At 58.0% G+C, this 21,804-nt stretch carries 18 protein-coding genes; 3 read left to right on the plus strand and 15 right to left on the minus strand.

All coding sequences use genetic code 11. The features are described 5' to 3' along the window. Window positions 1–34: 34 nt before the first annotated feature. The 15 genes from Q8N00_14375 to secA all read right to left on the minus strand — a co-directional run bounded on the left by Q8N00_14375 (window position 35) and on the right by secA (window position 19,424). Complete coding sequence (locus tag Q8N00_14375; GenBank protein ID MDP2383979.1) at window positions 35–1,519, minus strand: NADH-quinone oxidoreductase subunit N; 1,485 nt, start codon at window positions 1,517–1,519, stop codon at window positions 35–37. Continuing rightward, window positions 1,516–3,078, minus strand: coding sequence for an NADH-quinone oxidoreductase subunit M (locus Q8N00_14380; GenBank protein MDP2383980.1), 1,563 nt, complete (start codon window positions 3,076–3,078; stop codon window positions 1,516–1,518). The genes Q8N00_14375 and Q8N00_14380 overlap by 4 nt, the downstream gene beginning before the upstream one ends. A 6-nt stretch (window positions 3,079–3,084) precedes the next feature. Beyond that, entirely contained in the window at window positions 3,085–4,983 is a 1,899-nt protein-coding gene (gene nuoL / locus Q8N00_14385) for an NADH-quinone oxidoreductase subunit L (protein ID MDP2383981.1), read from the minus strand. 115 nt (window positions 4,984–5,098) lie between these two features. Continuing rightward, complete coding sequence (gene nuoK / locus Q8N00_14390; GenBank protein MDP2383982.1) at window positions 5,099–5,404, minus strand: NADH-quinone oxidoreductase subunit NuoK; 306 nt, start codon at window positions 5,402–5,404, stop codon at window positions 5,099–5,101. Next, window positions 5,401–5,919 carry an NADH-quinone oxidoreductase subunit J gene (locus Q8N00_14395; protein MDP2383983.1) on the minus strand — a complete coding sequence of 173 codons (519 nt, stop codon included), beginning with the start codon at window positions 5,917–5,919 and terminating at the stop codon, window positions 5,401–5,403. Before Q8N00_14395 ends, nuoK begins: the two co-directional genes overlap by 4 nt. A 16-nt stretch (window positions 5,920–5,935) precedes the next feature. Beyond that, window positions 5,936–6,475: an NADH-quinone oxidoreductase subunit NuoI gene (nuoI, locus tag Q8N00_14400; protein ID MDP2383984.1), complete on the minus strand. Its 540-nt coding sequence runs from the start codon at window positions 6,473–6,475 to the stop codon at window positions 5,936–5,938. A 112-nt stretch (window positions 6,476–6,587) separates the two neighbouring features. Beyond that, window positions 6,588–7,682 carry an NADH-quinone oxidoreductase subunit NuoH gene (nuoH, locus tag Q8N00_14405; GenBank protein ID MDP2383985.1) on the minus strand — a complete coding sequence of 365 codons (1,095 nt, stop codon included), beginning with the start codon at window positions 7,680–7,682 and terminating at the stop codon, window positions 6,588–6,590. A 48-nt stretch (window positions 7,683–7,730) separates the two neighbouring features. After that, complete coding sequence (gene nuoG / locus Q8N00_14410; protein MDP2383986.1) at window positions 7,731–10,397, minus strand: NADH-quinone oxidoreductase subunit NuoG; 2,667 nt, start codon at window positions 10,395–10,397, stop codon at window positions 7,731–7,733. A 2-nt stretch (window positions 10,398–10,399) separates the two neighbouring features. Beyond that, the gene (gene nuoF / locus Q8N00_14415; protein MDP2383987.1) at window positions 10,400–11,707 is read right to left on the minus strand and encodes an NADH-quinone oxidoreductase subunit NuoF; all 1,308 of its coding nucleotides are present in this window, start codon (window positions 11,705–11,707) and stop codon (window positions 10,400–10,402) included. Window positions 11,708–11,780: 73 nt separating this feature from the next. Beyond that, window positions 11,781–12,320 (minus strand): NADH-quinone oxidoreductase subunit NuoE, encoded by a 540-nt coding sequence (gene nuoE, locus Q8N00_14420; GenBank protein MDP2383988.1) that lies wholly within the window; start codon window positions 12,318–12,320, stop codon window positions 11,781–11,783. Window positions 12,321–12,429: 109 nt separating this feature from the next. Continuing rightward, complete coding sequence (gene nuoD, locus Q8N00_14425; GenBank protein MDP2383989.1) at window positions 12,430–14,184, minus strand: NADH dehydrogenase (quinone) subunit D; 1,755 nt, start codon at window positions 14,182–14,184, stop codon at window positions 12,430–12,432. An 84-nt stretch (window positions 14,185–14,268) separates the two neighbouring features. Beyond that, a complete protein-coding gene (locus tag Q8N00_14430; GenBank protein ID MDP2383990.1) occupies window positions 14,269–14,748 on the minus strand; it encodes an NADH-quinone oxidoreductase subunit B family protein in 480 nt (159 codons plus the stop codon). A 79-nt stretch (window positions 14,749–14,827) separates the two neighbouring features. Continuing rightward, on the minus strand, window positions 14,828–15,199 hold the full coding sequence (gene ndhC, locus Q8N00_14435; GenBank protein ID MDP2383991.1) for an NADH-quinone oxidoreductase subunit A: 372 nt from the start codon (window positions 15,197–15,199) through the stop codon (window positions 14,828–14,830). Window positions 15,200–15,204: 5 nt separating this feature from the next. Further along, window positions 15,205–16,455: an SAM-dependent methyltransferase gene (locus Q8N00_14440; GenBank protein ID MDP2383992.1), complete on the minus strand. Its 1,251-nt coding sequence runs from the start codon at window positions 16,453–16,455 to the stop codon at window positions 15,205–15,207. 248 nt (window positions 16,456–16,703) lie between these two features. Further along, window positions 16,704–19,424: a preprotein translocase subunit SecA gene (secA, locus tag Q8N00_14445; GenBank protein MDP2383993.1), complete on the minus strand. Its 2,721-nt coding sequence runs from the start codon at window positions 19,422–19,424 to the stop codon at window positions 16,704–16,706. Between the two features lie 173 nt (window positions 19,425–19,597). Between secA and Q8N00_14450 the strand changes: the two genes are divergently transcribed. The 3 genes from Q8N00_14450 (at window position 19,598) to Q8N00_14460 (ending at window position 21,728) form a co-directional block, all read left to right on the plus strand. Then, the gene (locus Q8N00_14450; GenBank protein MDP2383994.1) at window positions 19,598–19,903 is read left to right on the plus strand and encodes a hypothetical protein; all 306 of its coding nucleotides are present in this window, start codon (window positions 19,598–19,600) and stop codon (window positions 19,901–19,903) included. Window positions 19,904–20,027: 124 nt separating this feature from the next. After that, the gene (locus tag Q8N00_14455; GenBank protein MDP2383995.1) at window positions 20,028–21,143 is read left to right on the plus strand and encodes a transporter; all 1,116 of its coding nucleotides are present in this window, start codon (window positions 20,028–20,030) and stop codon (window positions 21,141–21,143) included. 30 nt (window positions 21,144–21,173) lie between these two features. Beyond that, a complete protein-coding gene (locus tag Q8N00_14460; protein ID MDP2383996.1) occupies window positions 21,174–21,728 on the plus strand; it encodes a TlpA disulfide reductase family protein in 555 nt (184 codons plus the stop codon). Window positions 21,729–21,804: the final 76 nt, after the last annotated feature.

The following is a 21,804-nucleotide window of genomic DNA, read 5'->3' on the forward strand; positions in this document are numbered from 1 at the left end:
CGCTGGCAGGATTTTTCAGCATCCTGCCAGAGGATTATTTGAGCGTCAGGACTGATTGTAGCGCAAAGCTGACGAGAGGGTTGGGGAAGAGGCCGAAGAGAATGACGCCGGCAACGGCGCAGGCTAACACGAAGGAGAGGGCCGGCGACGTCACGAGACGTGGCGCAACCGCAGCGGGATCGGGCTCGCGCATATACATCACCATCACGACCCGCATGTAGTAGTACGCCGATACGGCGGCAAAGAGCAGGGCGATGGCGGCGAGCCAGGCCAAGCCTGCGTCGACTGCCGCCATGAAGACATAGAACTTTCCGATGAAACCGGCGGTCGGCGGAATGCCCGCGAGTGAGACCATGAAGACCAGCATGAGAAAGGCCGCGAGCGGTTGGCGCTTTGCGAGGCCCGTGAAATCCTCAATCTCTTCGCCCTCGCGCTCACCCTTCCGGAGCATGCCGATCACCGCGAAGGCTCCGAGCGTCATGAACGAATAGAGGGCGAGATAGATCATGACGCTGGCCAGGCCTGGCGTGGATCCCGACGGGCCGACGGCGCGGCCTGCCGCCACAAAGCCGATCAAGGCGTAGCCTGCATGGGCGATGCTGGAATAGGCCAACATCCGTTTGATGTTGGTTTGCACGATGGCCACGACATTTCCGAGCACCAGGGTGACAAGGGCGATGAGCAGGAACAGGAGCGACCAGTCGGCCTTGAGTCCGCCAAGGCCTTCCACGAAGACACGCATGAAGGCGGCAAAGCTGGCCGCTTTTGCCGCTACTGCCATAAAGGCCGTCACAGAGGTCGGCGCTCCTTGATAGACATCGGGCGTCCACATATGGAACGGCACGGCGGCGAGCTTAAAGCTGAAGCCCACAGCCACGAGAATCGTGGCGATCAGCACGAGGGGGTCGTTGGCCCCGTGCGTGCCGATGGCGATGGCGATCGAGGCCAATTTGGAGCTGCCGGCCATCCCGTAGAGCAAGGAGATGCCGTACAAGAGAATCCCTGAGGAGAAGGCACCGAGGACGAAGTATTTGGCGGCAGCCTCCAGCGAACGGGGTTTCGATCGATTGAGCCCGGTCATGACGTAGAGCGAGAGCGACATGAGTTCGGTGCCGAGATACATCGTGAGCAAGTCGGCGCTTGAGACCATGACCATCATGCCGGACAAGGCGAGGAGGATGAACCCGTAGTACTCGCCCAGGTGGATGTGTTCGGCCTTCAGATACGGCAGCGACATCAAGATCGTCAGGCCGGTCACGCCATAGAGCAGGACCTTCCAGAATCTGGCATAGGCATCGATCACCGCCAGATCACTAAAGGCAGAGACCCGGACATTTAACGTGGCAATTTGTCCGCCGGTGAGCCCAAGGCAGAGGGCGAGGGCGCCCAGGCTCAGCCAGGCCAGGAGATCCCGCCGCGAGGCCGGTGTGATGGGGTCCAGTGCGATGACAAGACAGGCCGTCGCAACGACAATGAGCTCAGGAAGCAGGGCTAAGAGGTCGGTGCCGTAGAGGTTCATCGCGAGATCCCTTCAGTCGTCAGCGGCTGTCCACCGTCTGCCAACAGCGGCGAGGCTCCTCCGGCAGAGAGTTGGGTCGTCGGTGCCACCTTCGCTCGGGACATGGAGGCGATCATGCCGTTCACGCTTTGATGCATCCGGCTCACGAGCGGATTCGGAAAGAATCCGATCCAAAAGACCAACAGAGCCAACGGCACCAGCGTGGCGAGCTCTCGCCGGTTGAGGTCCTTCAGCTTCGGGAGTTGGTGCGGGAGCGGGACGCCAAAGACGACTCGCTGAATCATCCAGAGAATATAGGCGGCGGCGAGGATGATGCCCAACGAGGCAAAGGCGGTGGCAACTTTGCTCCAGAGGAAGGTGCCGACGAGCACGAGGAACTCTCCGACAAAACTATTGGTGCCGGGGAGGCCGAGTGACGACAAGGCGAAAATCACCAACAAGGTGGCATATTGCGGCATCGGTGACGCCAGGCCGACATTGTCGGCGATCAATCGGCTGTGGGTGCGCTCATAGATCATGCCGACGCAGAGGAACAGCGCGCCGGTCGTAATCCCATGGTTCACCATTTGGAGCACGGCTCCTTCGATGCCCTGTTGGTTCAAGACAAAGATCCCGAGGGTCACGAACCCCATGTGGCTCACACTTGAATAGGCGATCAGCTTCTTGAGATCCACCTGGGCCAGCGCCATATAGGCGCCATAGATGATCGCGACGATGGAGAGGGCGACCATCATGGGCATGAAGGAACGGCTGGCGTCCGGCAGCATCGGCAAACTGAATCGCAGAAATCCATAGGTGCCCATTTTCAGCAAAATGCTGGCGAGGATGACGCTGCCGGCTGTCGGGGCTTCAACGTGGGCGTCCGGGAGCCAGGTGTGAAATGGGAACATGGGGACTTTGACCGCGAAAGCGGCGAAGAAGGCCAGGAAGAGCCACATTTGCAGCGACGCCGGGTAGGTCCCTTGGCTCAACGCGAGGATGTCGAACGTATGTCCTCCATAAAAGTAGAGGGCGAAGATGGCGACCAATAACAGCACGCTCCCCGCAAGGGTATAGAGAAAGAACTTGATGGCCGCATAGAGCCGATTCGGTCCTCCCCAGACACCGATGAGGAGATACATCGGAATCAACATGGCTTCCCAGAAGATATAGAACAAGACGAAGTCTAAGGCGACGAATACCCCGAGCATGGCTGTCTCCATGATCAGTAGCATGGCCATGAAGCCCTGCACTCTTATCGTGATCGCAGTCCAGGAGGCCAGGACGCACAGGGGCATAATCGCAACGGTCATCAAGACCAGCGGAAGGCTGATTCCATCGAGGCCCAGGCTGTAGTAAATGGGGGGCGCGGTAATCCAGGCGATATGTTCGGTGAACTGCATCTGGCTCGATTGAGGATCGAAGAGCCACCAGAGCGGGAGCGCGATACAGAGGTCTGCCAAGGTCGCGGCCAGCGCAATCCAGCGAGCGGTCGATTCCGTCACGACATACATCGCGGCAGCTCCCACAAGGGGGAGGACGAGGAGGAGTGAGAGCCAGGGAAATCCGCCGCTATGCATACAACCTCAGAACATCAAAAAGACGGTCAGGATCACCACGACCCCGAGCGCCATACCGAGCGCATAATGTTGCGTCTGTCCGCTTTGTGTGAGCCTCAAGATCCAGCCGCTCCAGGCGATCGCACGGGCCACACCATTCACCGCGCCATCGATCACGGCGACATCGACACGTTTCCACAGTTCGGTGGCGGCAGAAAAGGTGGGGCGGACGATCGTCCGATCGTAGGCCTCATCGACATACCATTTGTTCAGTGAGCCGCGATAGAGCGATTGCCACCGCCTGGCGAATTGATCGGGGAGTGACGGGTGGAGGACGTAGACATAATAGGCGGCGGCGATCCCGAGTAAGCCCATACTCGTGGCTGCGATCGTGATGGCGATGGCGGCTCCCCCCTCGTGCGTCGCGCCGCCAGTGCCGGTCTCAAACATCGGCCCGAGAAACTCTGGAATGCCGAGATACCCTGTGGCGATGCTCAGTAAGGCGAGGACGATGAGCGGTATGGTCATGGTCTGCGAGGGTTCATGGATATGGCCTGCGTGATGAGGGTCGACATGCGAAGGGCCCCAAAACGTGACGAAGACCAGCCGGAAGCTGTAGAACGCCGTCATCAGCGCCGTAATGAGTCCGAGCACGGTGAGGAACTGACCGAGGGGGCCGGCGGACCAGGTCGCAATCAACAGCTCGTCTTTGCTGAAGGACCCTGATGTCAGCGGGAAGCCAGACAGTGCAAGCGAGCCCACCACGAAGGTCCAATAGGTCACCGGCAATTTATCTTTCAAGCCGCCCATGCGCCGCATGTCCTGCTCGTGATGCAGGGCGATAATGACCGACCCGCAACCGAGAAAGAGGAGGGCCTTGAAGGCCCCGTGGGTCAGGAGATGGTACATACCTGAGGCATAGGCGCCGAGACCGCAGGCCATGATCATGTAGCCAAGTTGACTGACCGTCGAATAGGCCACGACGCGTTTGATGTCGGTCTGGGTCATGGCGATCGTGGCACCGACGACCATGGTCAACCCGCCGGTGAGCGCCACGACCACCATGGCGGCGGGAGACAAATTATAGAGCGGAGCCAAGCGCGCCACCATGAAGACACCGGCCGTAACCATCGTCGCGGCATGAATGAGGGCCGAGATGGGGGTGGGGCCTTCCATCGCATCCGGCAGCCAGACGTGGAGCGGCACTTGAGCGGATTTGCCGATGGCGCCGGTGAAGAGGAGGAGACAGATGAGTGTCAAGACGGAGACATCCCAGGTTCCACCAAACGGCCCGAGGATATTGATGACGCTTCCCACAGACTCGTGGGCGACGGCAAATATTTCAGAATAGTCGAGCGATCCGAAGCTGTACCAGACTAAGAGCAGGCCGAGCATGAAGCCGAAATCGCCGACGCGGTTGACGATGAAGGCTTTGGTGGCGGCGGCGCAGGCAGCCGGACGATCGTACCAATGGCCGATGAGCAGGTAGGAGCAGAGCCCGACCGCTTCCCAGAAGATGAAGAGTTGCAGCAGGTTGTCCGCCATGACCAACATCAACATCGAGAAGGTAAAGAGGGCAATATAGCTGAAGAAGCGGGCATAGCCTGGATCTCGATCCATGTACCCGATGGTATAGATGTGGACGAGTGAACTGACGGTCGTGACCAGGAGCAACATCACGGCGGTCAGCCGGTCGATGGAGAAGCCGATGTGAATATCGAGCGCGCCAGAGGTCAGCCAGGTGTAGAGGGGGAAGCTGGTCTGATGTCCACCTGCCACATCGAAAAAGACCAGGAGCGAGAGCAGCCACGACACGACGACAGCAGGGACGGCGACGAGATGGGCCTGGTCCTTAATCCAAGGTCCGAAAAGTCCGAGGATCAGGAACGACGCTAATGGAAGCAGCGGAATGAGTTCGTACGTCATCGAAAATCGTCTCTCGTCGTTCGTCGCTCGTGAAACGGCACAAGCGCGAAGTGCCGCAATACGCACAATCCGTCAATTCCGAGCGACGCGTCACGTTTCACGAAAGACGGTTCTTTTACCATTTCAGTAACTGAAATTCGTCGATGTTGATCGTGGATTTGGCTCGATATAAGGCGATGATAATCGCCAATCCGACTGCCACTTCTGCCGCCGCGACGGTCAGGGCGAAGAAGACGAAGACCTGCCCTCCCACATCGTGGAAGTACTGCGAAAAGGCGACGAAGTTGATATTCGTCGCATTTAACATCAATTCAACCGACAGCAAGATAATGATGATGTTCCGGCGAAGAAGCACGCCGGTGACTCCCGTCAGAAATACGATGCCGCTCAGCACGAGATAGTAGGACAACGGGATCGTCATGATGCCGCAGGCTCCTCAGGGTCTTTCTTGGCCAGGATGATGGCGCCGATCATCGCGACGAGCAAAATCAAGGACGCCACCTCAAAGGGAAAGAGATAGGTGGTGTAGAGCACGTCGCCAATCGCTTCGGTATTACCGGCTTCCCCGACGGTCGTTTCCGTGCCGGTTGCCACGGTCGGGGCCGTCCAGCCCTTCATGGCCGTAAGGATGACGGCTTCGACGAAGAGGGTCAGCCCTACTGCGGCGGCCATGGGCCATTGCCGATGGTAGCGGATGTCCTGCTTCAGGCTCAGCAACATGACGACGAAGAGATAGAGGACCAAGATGGCCCCGGCATAGACGATGATTTGCACGGCGGCGAGGAATTCCGCGTGGAGGGTCACGTAGAGTCCCGCCACGTGAAAAAACATGACGAGCAGCGCCATCGCACTGTAGATCGGGTTGCGTACCGCGATCACGAGCACCGATGTTGTGGCGATCACGAATGCGAAATAAAAAAAGAATGCCTGTTCCATCTCTCCCTAGAGCCCCTTAGGACGGCTTTTGCGGCAGGTGTTTGAACGCCACGTTGAAGAACGCCACATTCGGGTGTTGGAGTTCCAACTGTTTCTCGCGAACGGGAAACGACCGGTCGCCGATGGCGAGCAACTGCTGCTTATTCAGGTGCAGCTGCCGCTTGTCGTACACCGCCCATTCATATTCGCGTGTCATGCCGAGGGCATCCACCGGACAGGCATCGACGCACAGCCCGCAAAACAGGCAGCGGGTCATGTCCATGTAATATTCTTTCGAGTAACGTTTGGTTGGCTCGCCCGGCACTTCGGCGCTGACCACGCGAATGACCCGCGAGGGGCAGGCCGCTTCACAGAGATCGCAGCCGACACATTTTTCCGTTCCGTCGTCGTACCGTAACAGGGCCAGCATGCCGCGGTAGTTGTCCGGCAACGTCCGTTTTTCATGCGGGTATTGCAGAGTGATCGGTCGATAATGGATCAAATGCGACATGGTCGCTTTCATGCCTACGAGGAGGTCGTAGAAGGTAATGGTTTTGATCCAGGTCTTGAAATTCATGTTTATCTGGTCTGTTTTGTCTATCTGGTTTATTTGGTTGTTCTGCGTTGTCTCGGTGAACTCGATACCGTGCCTTCTACCCAGAGAAACCAAACACACCGAATGAACCGCGTCAGCCCCGTGGAAAGAAATAGGCGGTGATGGCTGTGACGACGATATTGGCCAGCGCGATCGGTAACATGACCTTCCAGCCGAACCGCATCAATTGATCGTAGCGTAGCCGGGGTAATGTGGCGCGCAACCAGAAAAAGAGGAAGAGGAACAGATAGACCTTGACCGTGAACCAGGCGACGTTTTCCACCCAGGCCAGCTGTTCGAGGCCGATATAGCCGAGGATCGTGCCTGGATAGGGGGCGTTCCAGCCACCCAGGAACAACGAGGCGGCGACGCAAGAGACGAGGACCATGTTGGCGTATTCGGCGATGAAGAAGAACGCGAAGCGCATGCCGCTATATTCCGTAAAGAATCCGGCCACGAGTTCGCTTTCCGCTTCCGGCAGGTCGAAGGGGACACGATTGGTCTCGGCCACGGCAGAAATGACGAAGACGACAAAGGCGAAAATCTGGGTATGGATCGGGAAAAACCCGTCGGGGCGTGCACCCCAGATGAACCAATGCCAGAAGCCGCCGGCCTGGGCTTCCGTGATCGTGACGAGGCTCAAAGATCCTGCCAGCAGCAGCACTCCGATGATCGCGAGTCCGACGTTCAACTCGTAGCTGATGACCTGGGCCGCGGAGCGCAAGCCTCCCAGGAGTGAATACTTACTATTGGAAGACCAGCCGCCCAGGATAATGCCGTAGGCACCGATTGAGGTAAAGGCCAGGATGTACAAGATGCCGATGTTGATGTCGCTGATGATGAAGGGTTTGATCGTGATGCCAAAGACATCGACGGTCATGGCCGGGCCGAAGGGAATGACCGCAAATCCGATCATGGCGGGCACCATAGCCAGGATCGGGGCCAGGGTGAACATCGCCTTGTTGGCGCCGGCCGGCACGATGTCTTCTTTGAAGAACAGTTTGAGTCCGTCTGCGATCGGTTGAAGGATGCCGTAGGGGCCGACTTCCATCGGACCCATGCGATCCTGCATCCAGCCGAGCACCTTTCGCTCGGCCAGGGTTAGGATCATGACTGTCAACATTACGATGCCCATCACCGCCGCTATTTGGGCAAGCGAAACCGCAAGGCGCAGGCTTAGTTCAGTCACGACAACACTCCCGGATGACAAGTGAAATAACCATGGGTTCTCGTCTGCTCACGTTGTTTTCATGACCGATACGGAGACTGTCCGATAGGATGGAACCTTCGTCTCCAGATCGATGACACAGTCAAAGAGGCGCAACGCGTCCTGGGTAAAGTGATCGGGAAGCCAGGCCAATCCCTCTGGTACGCGATCGAGTACTTTCACCGTGGTGGTGAATTCACCCCGGCTGTTCGAGAGGCGAACGCGATTCCCCGTATCGAGGGAGAATCGGGCCGCATCCATGGGGTTCATCTGCAAGAATCCGCTCGGTTCGATCTGTAGCAGCCCCTTTGAACGGGTCGACAGCTTCCCTGAATGGAACAGGCTTTGGACGAGCCCAAGCTGGACCGTGCCTTCCGGACGCATGGTTCGCGCGGGCAGAGTATACCGAGACACAAGGTCCTGGCGATATCCCCCGCCTGTATATCGGTCGACAGCGGCAGCATCCACCTTGGGAGGGATCGGCGTTGGGCTGAGCGATCCATATCCGGGAATGACGGTCCTGATTTCTTTGAGGATCTCCTTCGCATCGCCGTATTCCAATGGCATGCCGAGGAACACGGAGATGGCCGACAGGATTTCCCAGTCGGGACGGCTGTCCCCCACCGGATCGATCGCAGGCCGAACGGCTTGAATATGACCTTCTGTATTGGTGAAGGTCCCGAATTTCTCCATGGCGGAAGCGGCTGGGAGCACCACATGGGCGAGCGCAGCCGTTTCTGTCAGGAACAGTTCCTGGCAGACGAGGAGATCGAGTTTGCCCAAGGCCTCTTTGACTCTGGTCTGGGGAGGAAGGCTCCCGACGGGATTTTCTCCGATGACGAAGAGGCTCTTAATGATTCCAGCTTGTGCCCGGTCGATCATCTCGATAAGAGTGGCCCCTGCGGCCAGAGGGAGCTCTTCTTTCCAGGCACGAACCATCTGCGCGCGTGCGTCCTGAGCGGTGAGGTCGAGTGCGCCAGGCAGCAGTTCCGAAACCGCTCCCATTTCAACCGCTCCTTGATCGTTATTCTCTTCTGCCAGGGGAGCAAATCCGCAACCTGGTTCGGTTAATTTTCCGGTCACGAGCAGGAGATCGAGAAGATTGAGGCAGATACCATAAGCACCCTGGCTGCGCAGCAGCGTTTGCCCGGCCAGCGCGACCACACGCCGTCCCTTGGCGAGTGCCGAGGCCATGCTGGCGAAGGATTCGCGCGATATCCCTGTGTGCAGGGTCAGGTCGTCCCAGGATAGTTGTTGGACTGCTTGAGAGATGGACGAGACATAGTCCGCTGCCCGCTGACGGAGCATATTGTCGATATGGTTGCCCTCGACCACTGCTTTCAATAGGCCCAGGACGGCTGTGCCGAACTGGGATGGGGCTACGCAGAGGTGATGCTGCGACAGGGTGGTAATGTTGCTGATCGTGCCGATCGCCGGCTGGAGCGCCTCGATTGTCAACAGGGTCGCGTCGTGTTTCTTGACGGCCTCTTTGACTTGAAGGCCGGTGATCGGGTTGGCTTCCGTGATGTTGGTGCCGACCAATAGCAGTACGTCCGCTTGCACGATGTCTTCGAAGGTGACGGTCCAGCGATGTGTGCCTTGGACCCGCCGCAGGGCCTGGGTTCCGTTGATATGGCCGTACCGGGCGCTACTGTCGAGATTGTTCGTCCCGATTGTGAGGCGCATGAATTTTTGGAACAGATAGAGCTCTTCGTTGGTGCAGCGGCCGGAAATCAGTCCGCCGAAGGCTTGAGCGCCATGCGCCAGCTTGATCCGTTTGGTCTGTTCAGCCACATATTCCAAGGCCTCTTCCCATGTGGTTTCGACCAGCAACCCGTTCCGTCTGATCAGGGGTTGGGTGATCCGGTCGGGATGGCTCGTGGCGTGGAATCCAAAAAACCCGCGGGCGCAGAGGTCGCCGTTGTTCCGTCCGGCACCCTGGGCGCTGTTCACTTCGATCAGTTCCTGGCCCTTGGTTTGGACCGTGATCTGGCAACCGTCTCCGCAAAATGAACAGACCGTATCAGCGCGTTTCAGCATCCAAGGGCGGTATTCGTACATCGAGAGTCGGCTGGTGATGGCACCGACCGGACAAATCTGCACGCAGCCGCCGCAGAACTCGCAGTCTAAGGGGTGGGCGCCAAACGATTTGATCTCGGTCATCGTGCCTCGTCCGACCGGAGCGAGGGCTTTGACATCCATGACTTCGTCGCAGTAGCGGACGCAACGCAGACATTGCACACAGCGGTTCATCTGGGTTTCGATGAGGGGGCTGAAGTACTCCTTCTGGAAGATACGTTTGGTCTCCGCAAATCGGCTGGTGGTCGCCGTATATTCATGGGAAAAGTCCTGGAGGTCGCACTTGCCTCCCTGGTCGCAGACCGGGCAATCCAGCGGGTGATTGGCCAGGATGAATTCCAGCACCGACTTGTGGGCATCCTGGACGACCGTCGTCGCGGTCCGAACGGACATGCCCTCGGTGGCAACCGTACTGCAGGAGGTCTGGAGCTTCGGCATCTTTTCGACTTCGACCAGACACATCCGGCAATTGGCATCCGGCTTGAGCTTCGGGTGGTAACAGAAGTGTGGAACCATGACGCCGACACGACGAGCGGCTTCGATCACCAGGGTGCCCTTGGGCACCGAGATGGGAATGCCGTCGATCGTCAAGCGAACGGTGTCGGTCGTTGTCGCCATCGTTAGGGTTGAGCCATGATCCGTTTCGGGTGGATCAGGTTGGCCGCCTCCGCTTCGTGAATCAGTTTGACGTATTCAGGCCGCCAATGTTTCAGCGTGCTCATAATCGGCGATATTTCCGCGTCGCCGAACGCGCAGACCGTCCGGCCCGCGATGTTCTTGCATAGATCGACCAAGGTTTCAAGGTCTTCCATCCGCCCTCGCTTCGCGTGGATCCGTCGCATGGTTTGCACCAGCCAGGAGCTGCCCTCCCGGCAGGGGGTACATTTGCCGCAGGATTCATGGTAGAAAAATTCCATGAGGCGGAGCGCGGCCCAGACCATGTCCGTGCCCTCTTCCATCACGGTAACCCCGCCTGAGCCGAGCATCGAGCCGGCGGCGGCGACGGACTCGAAGTCAAGTTTGACGTCGAGGCTGTCCGGCGTCAGGAACGGCGCGGAGGCTCCGCCTGGAATGAAGGCCTTGAGGGGCTTGTCCGAGCGCATGCCTCCGGCCTCCTCGTAGATCAACTCCCGGAAGGTGACCCCCATTGGCACTTCGTAGTTGCCCGGCCGTTTGACATGGCCGCTGACACAGAAAATTCTGGTGCCGGTGCTCTTGGGCGGGGAGCCGATCGACGCGAACCATTCGGGCCCACGGTTGATGATGTGTGGAAGGTTCGCGAGGGTTTCGACGTTATTCACCACGGTCGGTTTGTTATAGAGACCATGGGTTGCCGGGAATGGCGGTTTGACGCGAGGCAGCCCGCGCTTGCCCTCAAGCGACTCCAGTAACGCCGTCTCTTCACCGCAAATATAGGCGCCGGCGCCTCGGTGGACCCAGACATTGGCGGTGATCCCTGTGCCCAGGATGTTCGTGCCGATATAGCCGGCGGTGCGCGCTTCGGCGATCGCCGTTTCCAAGATTTTGGCCCCGAGGACGAATTCGCCGCGGATATAAATGTAGGCGGATTCTGCGCCGATGGCGTAGCACGCGAGCAGGATGCCTTCCAGGATTTGATGGGGGTCTCGTTCGATGAGCTGACGATCCTTGAACGTGCCGGGCTCGCTCTCGTCCGCGTTGCAACAGAGATAACGAGGGCCTTGGTAGTCCTTGGGCAGGAATCCCCATTTGACGCCGGTCGGGAAGCCCGCGCCGCCTCGTCCACGGAGCCCCGATTTCATCACGGTGCCGGTTACGTCGGTGGGCGGTACCTTGCCCACAACCTTGCGGAGCGCCTGGTAGCCGCCCGTCTTCTCATAGTCCGCCAGCGACCCGGAGTAGCCGGACTGCAGCATATTCTTCAACAGGACTGGTTCGTGTTTCGACATAATTTCAGCGTGAAACGTAAAAAGTGAAACGTAGAACGTAAGATTCTGGCTTTGTCGTGTGGCGTTTCACGTCTTACGCCTCACGTTTCACGGCATTCGCCGGCTCCGGCCACATAAATGGGCCGGTTTTGAGGGAACAGGTTCCATCTTTCTTGAGATCGGTCAGGATGCGGTCAAACTTCTCTTCCGTCAGCCGTTCGTAATAGTCCTCGTTGATCTGCATCATCGGCGCGGTGCCGCAGGCTGCAAGGCATTCGACCGTGCTGAGGGTAAAGAGCCTGTCGGCCGTCGTTTCGCCCGGTCCAATTCCGAGTTTCGTCTTCACCCATCCAATGACCGTATCCGACCCGACCAGCGCACACATCAGGGACTTGCAGATTTGGAGATGAAATTTTCCCACGGGCTTGAGATTGAGCATCGTGTAAAACGTGGCCGTCTCATAGACCTGGGGCGGGGTCAGCAGCAAGAGCCCCGCGATCTCCTTCATCGCCGCTTCGGACACGTAGCCCGCATCCTGTTGAGCCAGATACAGCAACGGAATCAACGCCGAGCGCTTCATCGGGTAGTGAGACAGGATCTCGTCGATTTCTTTCTGATACTTATTTTTCAACATTCCACTTCCTCAATAGTGAGGCGACGGGGTGATGGGGCCGACTGCGCGCGTCCAACAAGGGCCTTCTGAGGCCGCGCGTTGCGCGAGCAAGGCTCTATCCCACGAGCCCTCACCTATCACACTCGCCCATCACGATGTCATAGGTCCCGAAGATCGTGATGATGTCTGAAATCAAATAGCCTCTCGCCATATGGTCGAAGGCGCCCATGTGCACAAAGGATGGCGAGCGAATTTTCATGCGATAGGGGCGTGGACTGCCGTCGCTGACGATGAAAAATCCCAATTCGCCCTTCGGGGCTTCGGTCGCACAGTAAGTCTCGGCCTTCGGTGGTTTGATGCCTTGGGTGTAAATGATGAAATGATGAATCAGGCTTTCCATGTCCCGCATGACCAGCTCTTTGGGCGGCGGAATATATTGCGGCGCTTCGGCCATGATCGGTCCCGCCGGTAGCTGATCGAGACATTGGGCGATGATTCTGGCGCTTTGCCGCATTTCTTCCATGCGAATCCAGTACCGGTCGTAGGTGTCGCCATGTTTGCCGACCGGCACGTCCCACTCGACTTTGTCATACACGCCGTACGGCTCTTCTTTGCGGATATCGTAGGCGACGCCGGACCCGCGCAAGACCGGCCCGGTGCAGCCGAAATTGATCGCGTCTTCGGCCGAAAGGACGGCCACGTTCTTCGTGCGGCCCAGCCAGATGCGATTCGATGCGATGAGCGAGTCGTATTCCTTGACCTTCTCGGGAAAGGTCTGGAGAAACGTCTTCATCCGTTGGACCAGTTCGGGCGTGAAGTCGCTGTCGACGCCGCCGATGCGGTAATAGTTCAATGTCAGACGGGCGCCGCAGAGCTTTTCGAACATGTCCAAGAGAATCTCGCGTTCCCGGAAGGTCCAGAAGAATACGGTCATGGCGCCGATATCGAGGGCCTGGGTGCCGAGCCAGAAGAGGTGCCCGATGATACGTTGCATCTCGGCCACGATGGTCCTGATGTATTCGGCCCGGACCGGTACCGTAATCTCGAGGAGTTTCTCCACGGCCCGCACGTAGGCATAGTTGTTGGACATGGCACAGACATAGTCGAGCCGATCCGTGTGCGGGATGATCTGCATGTAGGTCAATCCCTCTGACAATTTCTCGACGCCTCGATGTAGGTAGCCGAGGTCCGGTGTGGCTTTCACGATCCGTTCGCCGTCCAATTCGAGGACCACACGCAAGACGCCGTGGGTGCTTGGATGCTGTGGCCCCATGTTCAGCAACAGCTCTTCTTTCCGCCGGGAACTGGGCAAGCCTGGTTCAGCGCGAAAGGCGTTCTTCTGCTCTTCGGGGATCTCAAACAGACTCACGTCGAGCGGGGAGTCGTCCATTTTGGGGATGAAGTCGAACTCGCTGCGCCAGCCACGGCCTTCGGTCGGGAAGTCTTTCCGCAAGGGGTATCCCTCAGCATAATCTTCCGGCATCAAGATGCGCCGGAGATCGGGATGGCCGGAAAAACGAATGCCCATCATGTCGAACACTTCGCGTTCCAGGAACTCCGCTCCCTTCCAGATGCCGGTGACCGACGCAATCGTCGGGTCGTCTTCCGTGAGGCGGACCTTAAGGCGAAGACGTTGGCGAAGCGGGAGCGAATGCAAGTGGTAGACGACTTCGAACCGCAGCCGGTCTTCTGGATAATCGACCGAGCAGATATCCGTGAGGTGGTCGAAGGTTGCTCCCGGCGCATCGTATAAATAGCGCGCAATGTCCAACAAGCACGCGGCCGCAACGGAGACGGCCGTTTCAGCACGTGCCGCATCGACGTAGGTCGCGAGGATCGCGTCAGGGAATTTCGCCTTCAGGCTATCGAGTAAAGCTTGCATCATCCTCATTGCGAGAAGTGCGAGATTCGCGAGACACGCGCGATTGACTCGTCACGCATGCCCCGCCATTCTCGTTCGCCTCGCGGGCTATTTTACGAACACCTTTTCCCGCTGAATCTTTTCTTGGAGCTTCAATAATCCATCGATCAACGCTTCAGGACGGGGCGGACAACCAGGCACGTACACATCGACCGGAATGATCTGGTCGACGCCCTGGACCACGGCGTAACTATTGTAGTGGTTGCCGGACGTGGCGCAGGAGCCCATCGAAATAACGTAGCGTGGTTCCGGCATCTGGTCGTAGATGCGGCGGATCACCGGCGCCATCTTGCGCGACACCGTGCCGGCGATGATCATGAGATCGGACTGTCGCGGCGAGGCCCGAAAGACCCCGGCGCCGAACCGATCCAGGTCGTACCGCGACGACACGCTCGCAATCATTTCGATGGCGCAGCAGGCAAGCCCGAAGGTCATCGGCCAAAGGGCCGATTTCCGGGACCAATTCACGACTGCATCCAGATTGGTCGTCAGAATATTCGCCTCAAATTGCCGTTCTAAAAAGCTCATAAATGTAACTCCAGGCTAGGGGCTAGAGGCCAAAGGCAATGGGCGGTTTCCCCCTTGCCACTCGCCTCTAGCCTCGCGTCTAATCCCACTCGAGCGCCCCCTTCTTCCAGGCGTACCAGAATCCGACCAGCAGAATACCCAAAAATACGAGCATTTCGATCAGTCCCAGCAGGCCGAGCGACTGATATCGGACGGCCCAGGGGACCATGAAAATGATCTCAATATCGAAGATGACGAACAGCATCGCGATGATGTAGTAGCGCATCGGGAACTGAATGCGCGCGTCTGAAAACAACGGGCTTCCGCTCTCATAGGGCGTCAGCTTGGCGCGATAGGGACGGCTTGGACGGACGAACCAGCCGGCGCCAAGCGAGACCGCGCCGAAGACAATGGCAATGCCGATAAACAGGAGAATCGGTATGTAGTTCTCTGGAATAGCGGTGTTACCCATTTTCGTTACGCCTGTAGGCTAGGGGCTAGAGGTGAGTGGCGAGAGGTCGGATAGTGCCCCCTTGCCTCTTGCCCCTTGCCTTGCGCCTGATCCGATATCAGTGCCGAGCCAAAGAAGGGTTTGAACTTCAGCCCGTCAAGGTCCGGCCGTTCAACCCCGCGATGCTGCATCAGGATTTTGAAGGTCCGTCCCATCCCGTCTGGCTTGAGGAGATGGATGGCCGCGCCGAACTCTGGACTCTCCGGGTCGAGCTGGCCGATCATCTCTTCCACCCCGAGCCCCATGAGAAAACTCATCTGGTTCGTAAAGCCTGTCACCGCCAAGCCAGCGGCAGCTCCGACGGTCGCCAGGCCGGTGAAGTCCACATGGGCGGTCATGTCTTGTTCGCCGATACGCACATAGGGCACATCGCCGGTCAACTGTTGGTAGTAGCAGAGGAAGGTGCCGTCCTTCCGCTCTGGTCCGTACAAGTCTTCTGCCGTATGACCATAGTCGATCGTCACCACGAATCCACGATCGATCCGTTGCGCGACTTGTGCCATCCAGTCCAAGGCCTGAAGATTGACCTCGGTTCGGTACCCGTCCGGCCAGCTCGGTTCGAGCTTCTGGATATATCGATCGAGCGCAGGATTCGACAGGGGCTTGAGACATTCCTCAAAGCGCCCATCCCGATAGTCGACAAAGAGTTCTTGTGCCTGACCGGCGACCTTTTGAATGCGGTGAACCGGGAAGGCATCCACGAGTTCATTGCTGAAGAACAGGCCGGCTACGCTCTGAAGGGCGAGGGCATCCAATCCTTCGACCCAGGTCACCAGCCCGGGCTGATTCACCCAGGGGGCCAGATTCTGTCGCTGGAGTGCCTGCATCGCAGGGCTCCGCTCGATGAGCACATAGCGGACACGTGAAGCGAAGTCATCCTGTTTGGCATGGATCTCCGCCAGACAATCCCGGGCTAATAAGCCTTTGCCTGCACCCATTTCGACGATTGTGAAGGGAGTGGGGCGACCCAGTAGTTCATCCATTTGCCGGGCCTGCGCAGCAATGGCACGGCCAAGGATCGGATGTACATCGGAGCTGGTGTAGAAATCGCCGGACCAGCCGATCCGTTCAGCGTTCGCACCTTCCGGTTGACGCATGTAATAGCCGTAGTGAGGATGGTAGAGGGCCAGTTCCATGAAACGGACGAAGGGAATCGGTCCGTTCCGGGTGATTTCGGACGAAATCGCAGCGACGAGTTCCGGATGTCCCAATGACACAGACCACTCCTTCGGCTCTGTGAAGACAGCTCGAACCAACCCGAGAAAACGGGCAGACTATGCCTGCACCTCAGGGAGGGGAAAAGAGGCGTAGATTAACTTTCCGGTCGCCGCTAAGTCAAGGCGAGATCAGGGGGAATCTGTAACGCATCGTGCGTTTCCGACTCTGTCAGACCGGTCTTTTTGAATAGAAGAAAGATGTGGCGGGTAAGCCCTGAGGAGGGGAGCAAGTTCGGTCTGCTGTCAGCTTATATTCCGTGGCACTTCTTATATTTTTTCCCGCTGCCGCAGGGGCAGGGGTCGTTGCGGCCGACTTTGTCGTCGCTGTGATGCACCGTCTGAGGTGCGACCGGTTCTTCACCGCGATTGAGGATGAAGGTGGGCTGGGGGCGTGAGATGACGGGTGGTGGTGGTGGAGCTGCGGCTTGCTCCTCGTTCCGGACTGCCTGGACATGGAAGAGCCGATCGAGCGCATCGGCCTTGACCCGTTCCATCATGCCGGCAAAGAGATCGTACCCCTCGCGCTTGTACTCAATGAGCGGATCTTTCTGTCCGTAGCCGCGCAGGCCGATGCCGTCGCGCAGGTGATCCATTCCCAGGAGGTGGTCTTTCCAATGGTGGTCGACGACCTGGAGCATGAAGTTCTTTTCCAGGAAGCGCATCAAATCTGAGCCGAGATCCTGTTCCCTCTGGTCATAGGCCTGGCGTACCTGCATACGCAGGTCTTCGATTAAGGCATCGCGTCCCATGTCTCGGAGTGCCTCGCCGCCGTCGCTCTTGCCCTGGGAGATGTCGAAGGCGAACTGGCTATGCATGAGCTCCGCGAGCCCCTTGATGTCCCATTCTTCGGGGTATTGTTCGGCCGGGCAATAGATGTTCAGCGCGGCGTCCACTAGGCCGTCCATCATGTCGAGCAGGTCGTCTTTCAGATTCGATCCGCCCAAGACGGCGCGCCGGTGTTGGTAGATCACCTCGCGCTGCTTGTTCATGACGTCGTCGTATTCGAGCAGCTGTTTCCGGATTTCGAAGTTGTGGGCCTCGACCTTCTTCTGGGCATTGGCGATGGCCCTGGTGACCATTCCATGCTCGATCGGGACGCCTTCTTCCATGCCGAGCTTGAGCATCAGTTGGGAGACCCGCTCGGAGGCGAAGATCCGCATCAGGTCGTCTTCCAACGACAGATAAAATCGTGACGAACCGGGATCGCCTTGGCGACCGGCGCGGCCACGGAGCTGGTTGTCGATCCGGCGGCTTTCGTGGCGTTCGGTTCCGAGAATGTGGAGTCCGCCGGCCGCGATGACCGCCTGCTTGTCCTTCTCGCAGTCGGACCGGATCTCTTCGGAGATCTCCAGCTTGCGTGCTTCCGGCAGGTTCTCTTCCCGGTAGAGGATCTGTTTGAACATGAAGTCGGGATTACCGCCCAGGAGAATGTCGGTGCCGCGGCCCGCCATGTTCGTGGCGATGGTGACGGCGCCCTTGCGGCCGGCCTGGGCGATGATCTCGGCTTCCCGTTCATGCTGCTTGGCGTTGAGGACGTTATGTTTGACGCCGTTCCGACTCAAGATGCCGGCGAGCCGCTCCGATTTTTCGATGGAAATCGTGCCGACTAGGACAGGCTGGCCGCGCTCGTGACAATCCTTGATGTCTTCGACGATCGCGGCGAACTTTTCTTTCTCGGTCCGGTAGACGACGTCGGCATAATCCAGCCGGACCATTTTGCGATTGGTCGGGACCACGTTCACGTCGAGATTGTAAATCTTGGCAAATTCCGCCGCTTCCGTGTCCGCCGTGCCGGTCATGCCGCCGAGCTTCTTGTACATCCGGAAATAATTCTGGAAGGTGACCGAGGCCAGCGTTTGATTCTCGTTGGCGATCTTGACGCCTTCTTTGGCCTCGACGGCTTGGTGCAGCCCGTCGCTCCAGCGGCGTCCCGCCATGAGTCGGCCGGTGAACTCGTCCACGATGATGACTTCGCCGTCTTTCACTACATAGTCCACGTCCCGCTTGTAGAGGGCATAGGCCTGGAGGGCTTTGACGACGTGATGGACGAGATCCATATGGTCGGGGTCGTAGAGATTGTCCACGCCGAGCAATTGTTCGACCCGGACGTTGCCGTCTTCGGTCAACGACGCGGTCTTCGTCTTTTCTTCAACCGTGTAGTCCTGTTCCGGCTTCAGCTGCGGGATGATCGAGTTGATGCGGTAGTAGAGGTCGGTCGTTTCATCCGTCGGACCGGAGATAATCAAGGGTGTGCGGGCTTCGTCGATGAGAATGCTGTCGACTTCATCCACGATAGCGAAGTTCAGCTCGCGTTGCACGCACTGCGCGAGATCGGTGACAACCAGATTGTCGCGAAGGTAATCGAACCCGTACTCGTTATTGGTGCCGTAGGTGATGTCGGCACGATAGGCCTCGGGCCTCGTGCAGGGACGGAGAGACTGGAGCCGTTTGTCGGACGCGTCATAGGTCGGATCGAAGAAAAATGAGGCGTCATGCTGAATGATACCGATTGTCAGTCCCAGCGCGTGATACAGCACGCTCATCCATTGGGCATCGCGCTTGGCGAGGTAGTCGTTCACGGTGATGAGATGGACACCTTTTCCTTCGAGGGCATTCAGATAGACCGGCAGCGTGGCCACCAGGGTTTTCCCCTCGCCGGTCTTCATTTCGGAGATGCGGCCCCGGTGAAGAATGATACCGCCGATCAACTGCACGTCGAAATGGCGCATGCTCAGCTTGCGGCGGGACATCTCGCGGCAGACGGCGAAGGCCTCCGGCAGGATATCGTCCAACGTTTCGCCGGCTGCGATACGCGCCTTGAACTCAGGGGTTTTATCCGCGAGCGCCTGATCGGAGAGCGGCGTCAGGCCGGATTCCAGGCCATTGATCCGCTCAACCGTCGGGTGGAGCGCCTTGATTTCACGATCGTTTTTGCTGCCGAAGATCAGATTGAGTAATTGCGTAACCATAGTACTGTTGATCGGAACGAACGCCGATGCCTCCGAAAGTAATCCGCGCAGTATACAGGATCTTTTCCCTGAATCCTACAATCCAATCAGCAGAGGCTCAGGTGTCGAGTTGTCGGCTTGACAGGCCCAGCAGTCTCCATTAGCATTCAGCCAAATCACTCGGTCTGTATACGATGAACCACACCGTTCTCAAATATGTGTCGATCCTTCTCGTGTTCTTGGTCCTCTCCGTCGGCGGATTGGCTCAGGCACAGTCGGTCGAACATGCCGGACACCATGCCCACCATCAGGCTGCGACGCATGGCACGGTGCTGTGCTCCTGGATGTGTGCCGCCGGGACGGTGCTCGATAGTGCGTTCGTCACATTTGAAGCCGAACTCAGTCCGATTGCTCTCGTCACGCTTCCCCATGCTGCGCAGCCCTTAATCGAGCTGTGCCAGCCTTCTCCCAGCCGCGCGCCGCCATCGTTCTCTCTGTAGTCTTCGTTGCTCAAAATAGATAGCCCGTAACCGGGCACATTCCGTTTCTCACACAACCCACTGAGTGGGCTGCAGGGTAGGCGGATAGGGACGATTCCTCGAGAGAGAAAGGGCGAGCTTCATCATGGCAGGAACCAGGTTTTCCCTCGGATTCATTCTCAGTCTTGCAGTCATGGTCTCACCATGGGCTGACCTCCAACCCGCGCAGGCGTCCTGCGGAGCGGTGTCCTGTTTCGTCGTCATCGGGTCGCAGCAACAAGTACCTCAGGCGGGCCTCCTCACAGCGAATGCGATGTACAATTACACGCCGATGCGATTACTGGATGGAACCAATGGAGTTATCCCAGCGGTCGACCAAGCGAGCCGGCAGATGATTTTGAATCATCATCAGGAGACTCGGACCATTACGCAGCAGGCAACGCTCGACCTGAATTATGGGGTCACCGATCGGTTTGGATTGCAACTGACGCTTCCGTACATGTGGCGCACGCATAAGCACATCGATGGCATCGGAGAAGATGGAGCCAATGGCGAAGGGGCGGCGAGCAATTTCGGTGCGAATGGCATCGGGGATATCCGTGTCGGTCTCAAATATAATGTGCTGCCGACGTTGCGGAGTATGGTGGTGCTGGGATTCGGCGTTTATCTTCCGACCGGCAATACCCATGCACATGACAGTGCCGGGAGCATTATGGAGTCGCCCTCACAGCTCGGTCGTGGGCAAGTCGGGTTGAACCCCACCATGTATCAAACGTATGAACTGATCCCGCATCGGCTCAATCAGTTTTCTTCGGCCAGTTACCGGCACACCCTCCGGAATAACGACGGTTATCAGTTCGGCGATGAATATATGCTCAATGCCGGATTGAATCTCGTGGCGACACCGTGGCTGGTCCTCACGGGCCAGGTGAATTATCGCTACCTCGTGCACGATAATTTCAGTTCTTCGCTCTCTCGTTCTGCAACGCCTGCCGACGCGACGTTTCCTGATGAACCTCAGGTGATTGATCCGACCATTAAAAATCGTTCAGTCCCAACCACTGGCTCGACCTATCATGCGTTTTCTCCAGGATTTCAGGTCAACCTAGGGCAGATGATTGAGTCGAGTTGGACCAATATGACGTCGTTCTATTTCTTCGCGCAGATTCCATTTGCGCGGGATTCCAACAACAGTCTGGCGCAGGGAACCAGTTACATCTTTGGGCTGACACGTTCGTTCCAAATGCTGAACCCCTCCTAAGGGGAAACGGCTGACGCGGAGGAGGCTGTCATGAGATTGAGGAACACCAACAACCTGCTTGTTGCGAGCATGCTGCTCATCGCATCGATGGGATGGCCTGCCTTCGATGGCTGGAGTATGGGCTCGCGTGTTCCGGCGGTCGGCATGCCAGCGGAAGATTTTCGCCTGGTCGATCTGGAGGGCAACGCACAGAGCCTCAGCCAGCATCGTGGCAAGATCGTACTCGTGAACTTCTGGGCCACCTGGTGCAAGCCCTGCACGACTGAAATGCCGGCCATGCAGGCCAGCTTTGAGAAGCTTCGTGACAAAGGGTTCGTGGTGCTGGCGATCAACGAGCTGGAAGACGATGTGAAAGTACGTGAACACATCAAGCAGTATGGCCATACGTTCCCGGTTCTCATGGATCGCGACAACAAAGTCGCCAACCAGTTCGGGGTATTCGGGCTTCCCGTCAGCGTCTTCATCGACCAAGAGGGGCGAGTGCAGGAATACATCAAGGGCGGGTTGCTCACCGAGCAGAAGATACAGGAAATAGTCGTTCGGCTTCAGACCCAATCCGGGGTGAAAGCGGCGTCGCTGAAATAGAGATGATCGTATGGTTGCAGCGAGAGGATGTCAGAAAGGTTCAAGCATGAGAAGTGATACGAAAGCGGATCGAAGG

This window comes from Nitrospirota bacterium, from assembly GCA_030684575.1.
GTDB lineage: Bacteria > Nitrospirota > Nitrospiria > Nitrospirales > Nitrospiraceae > Palsa-1315.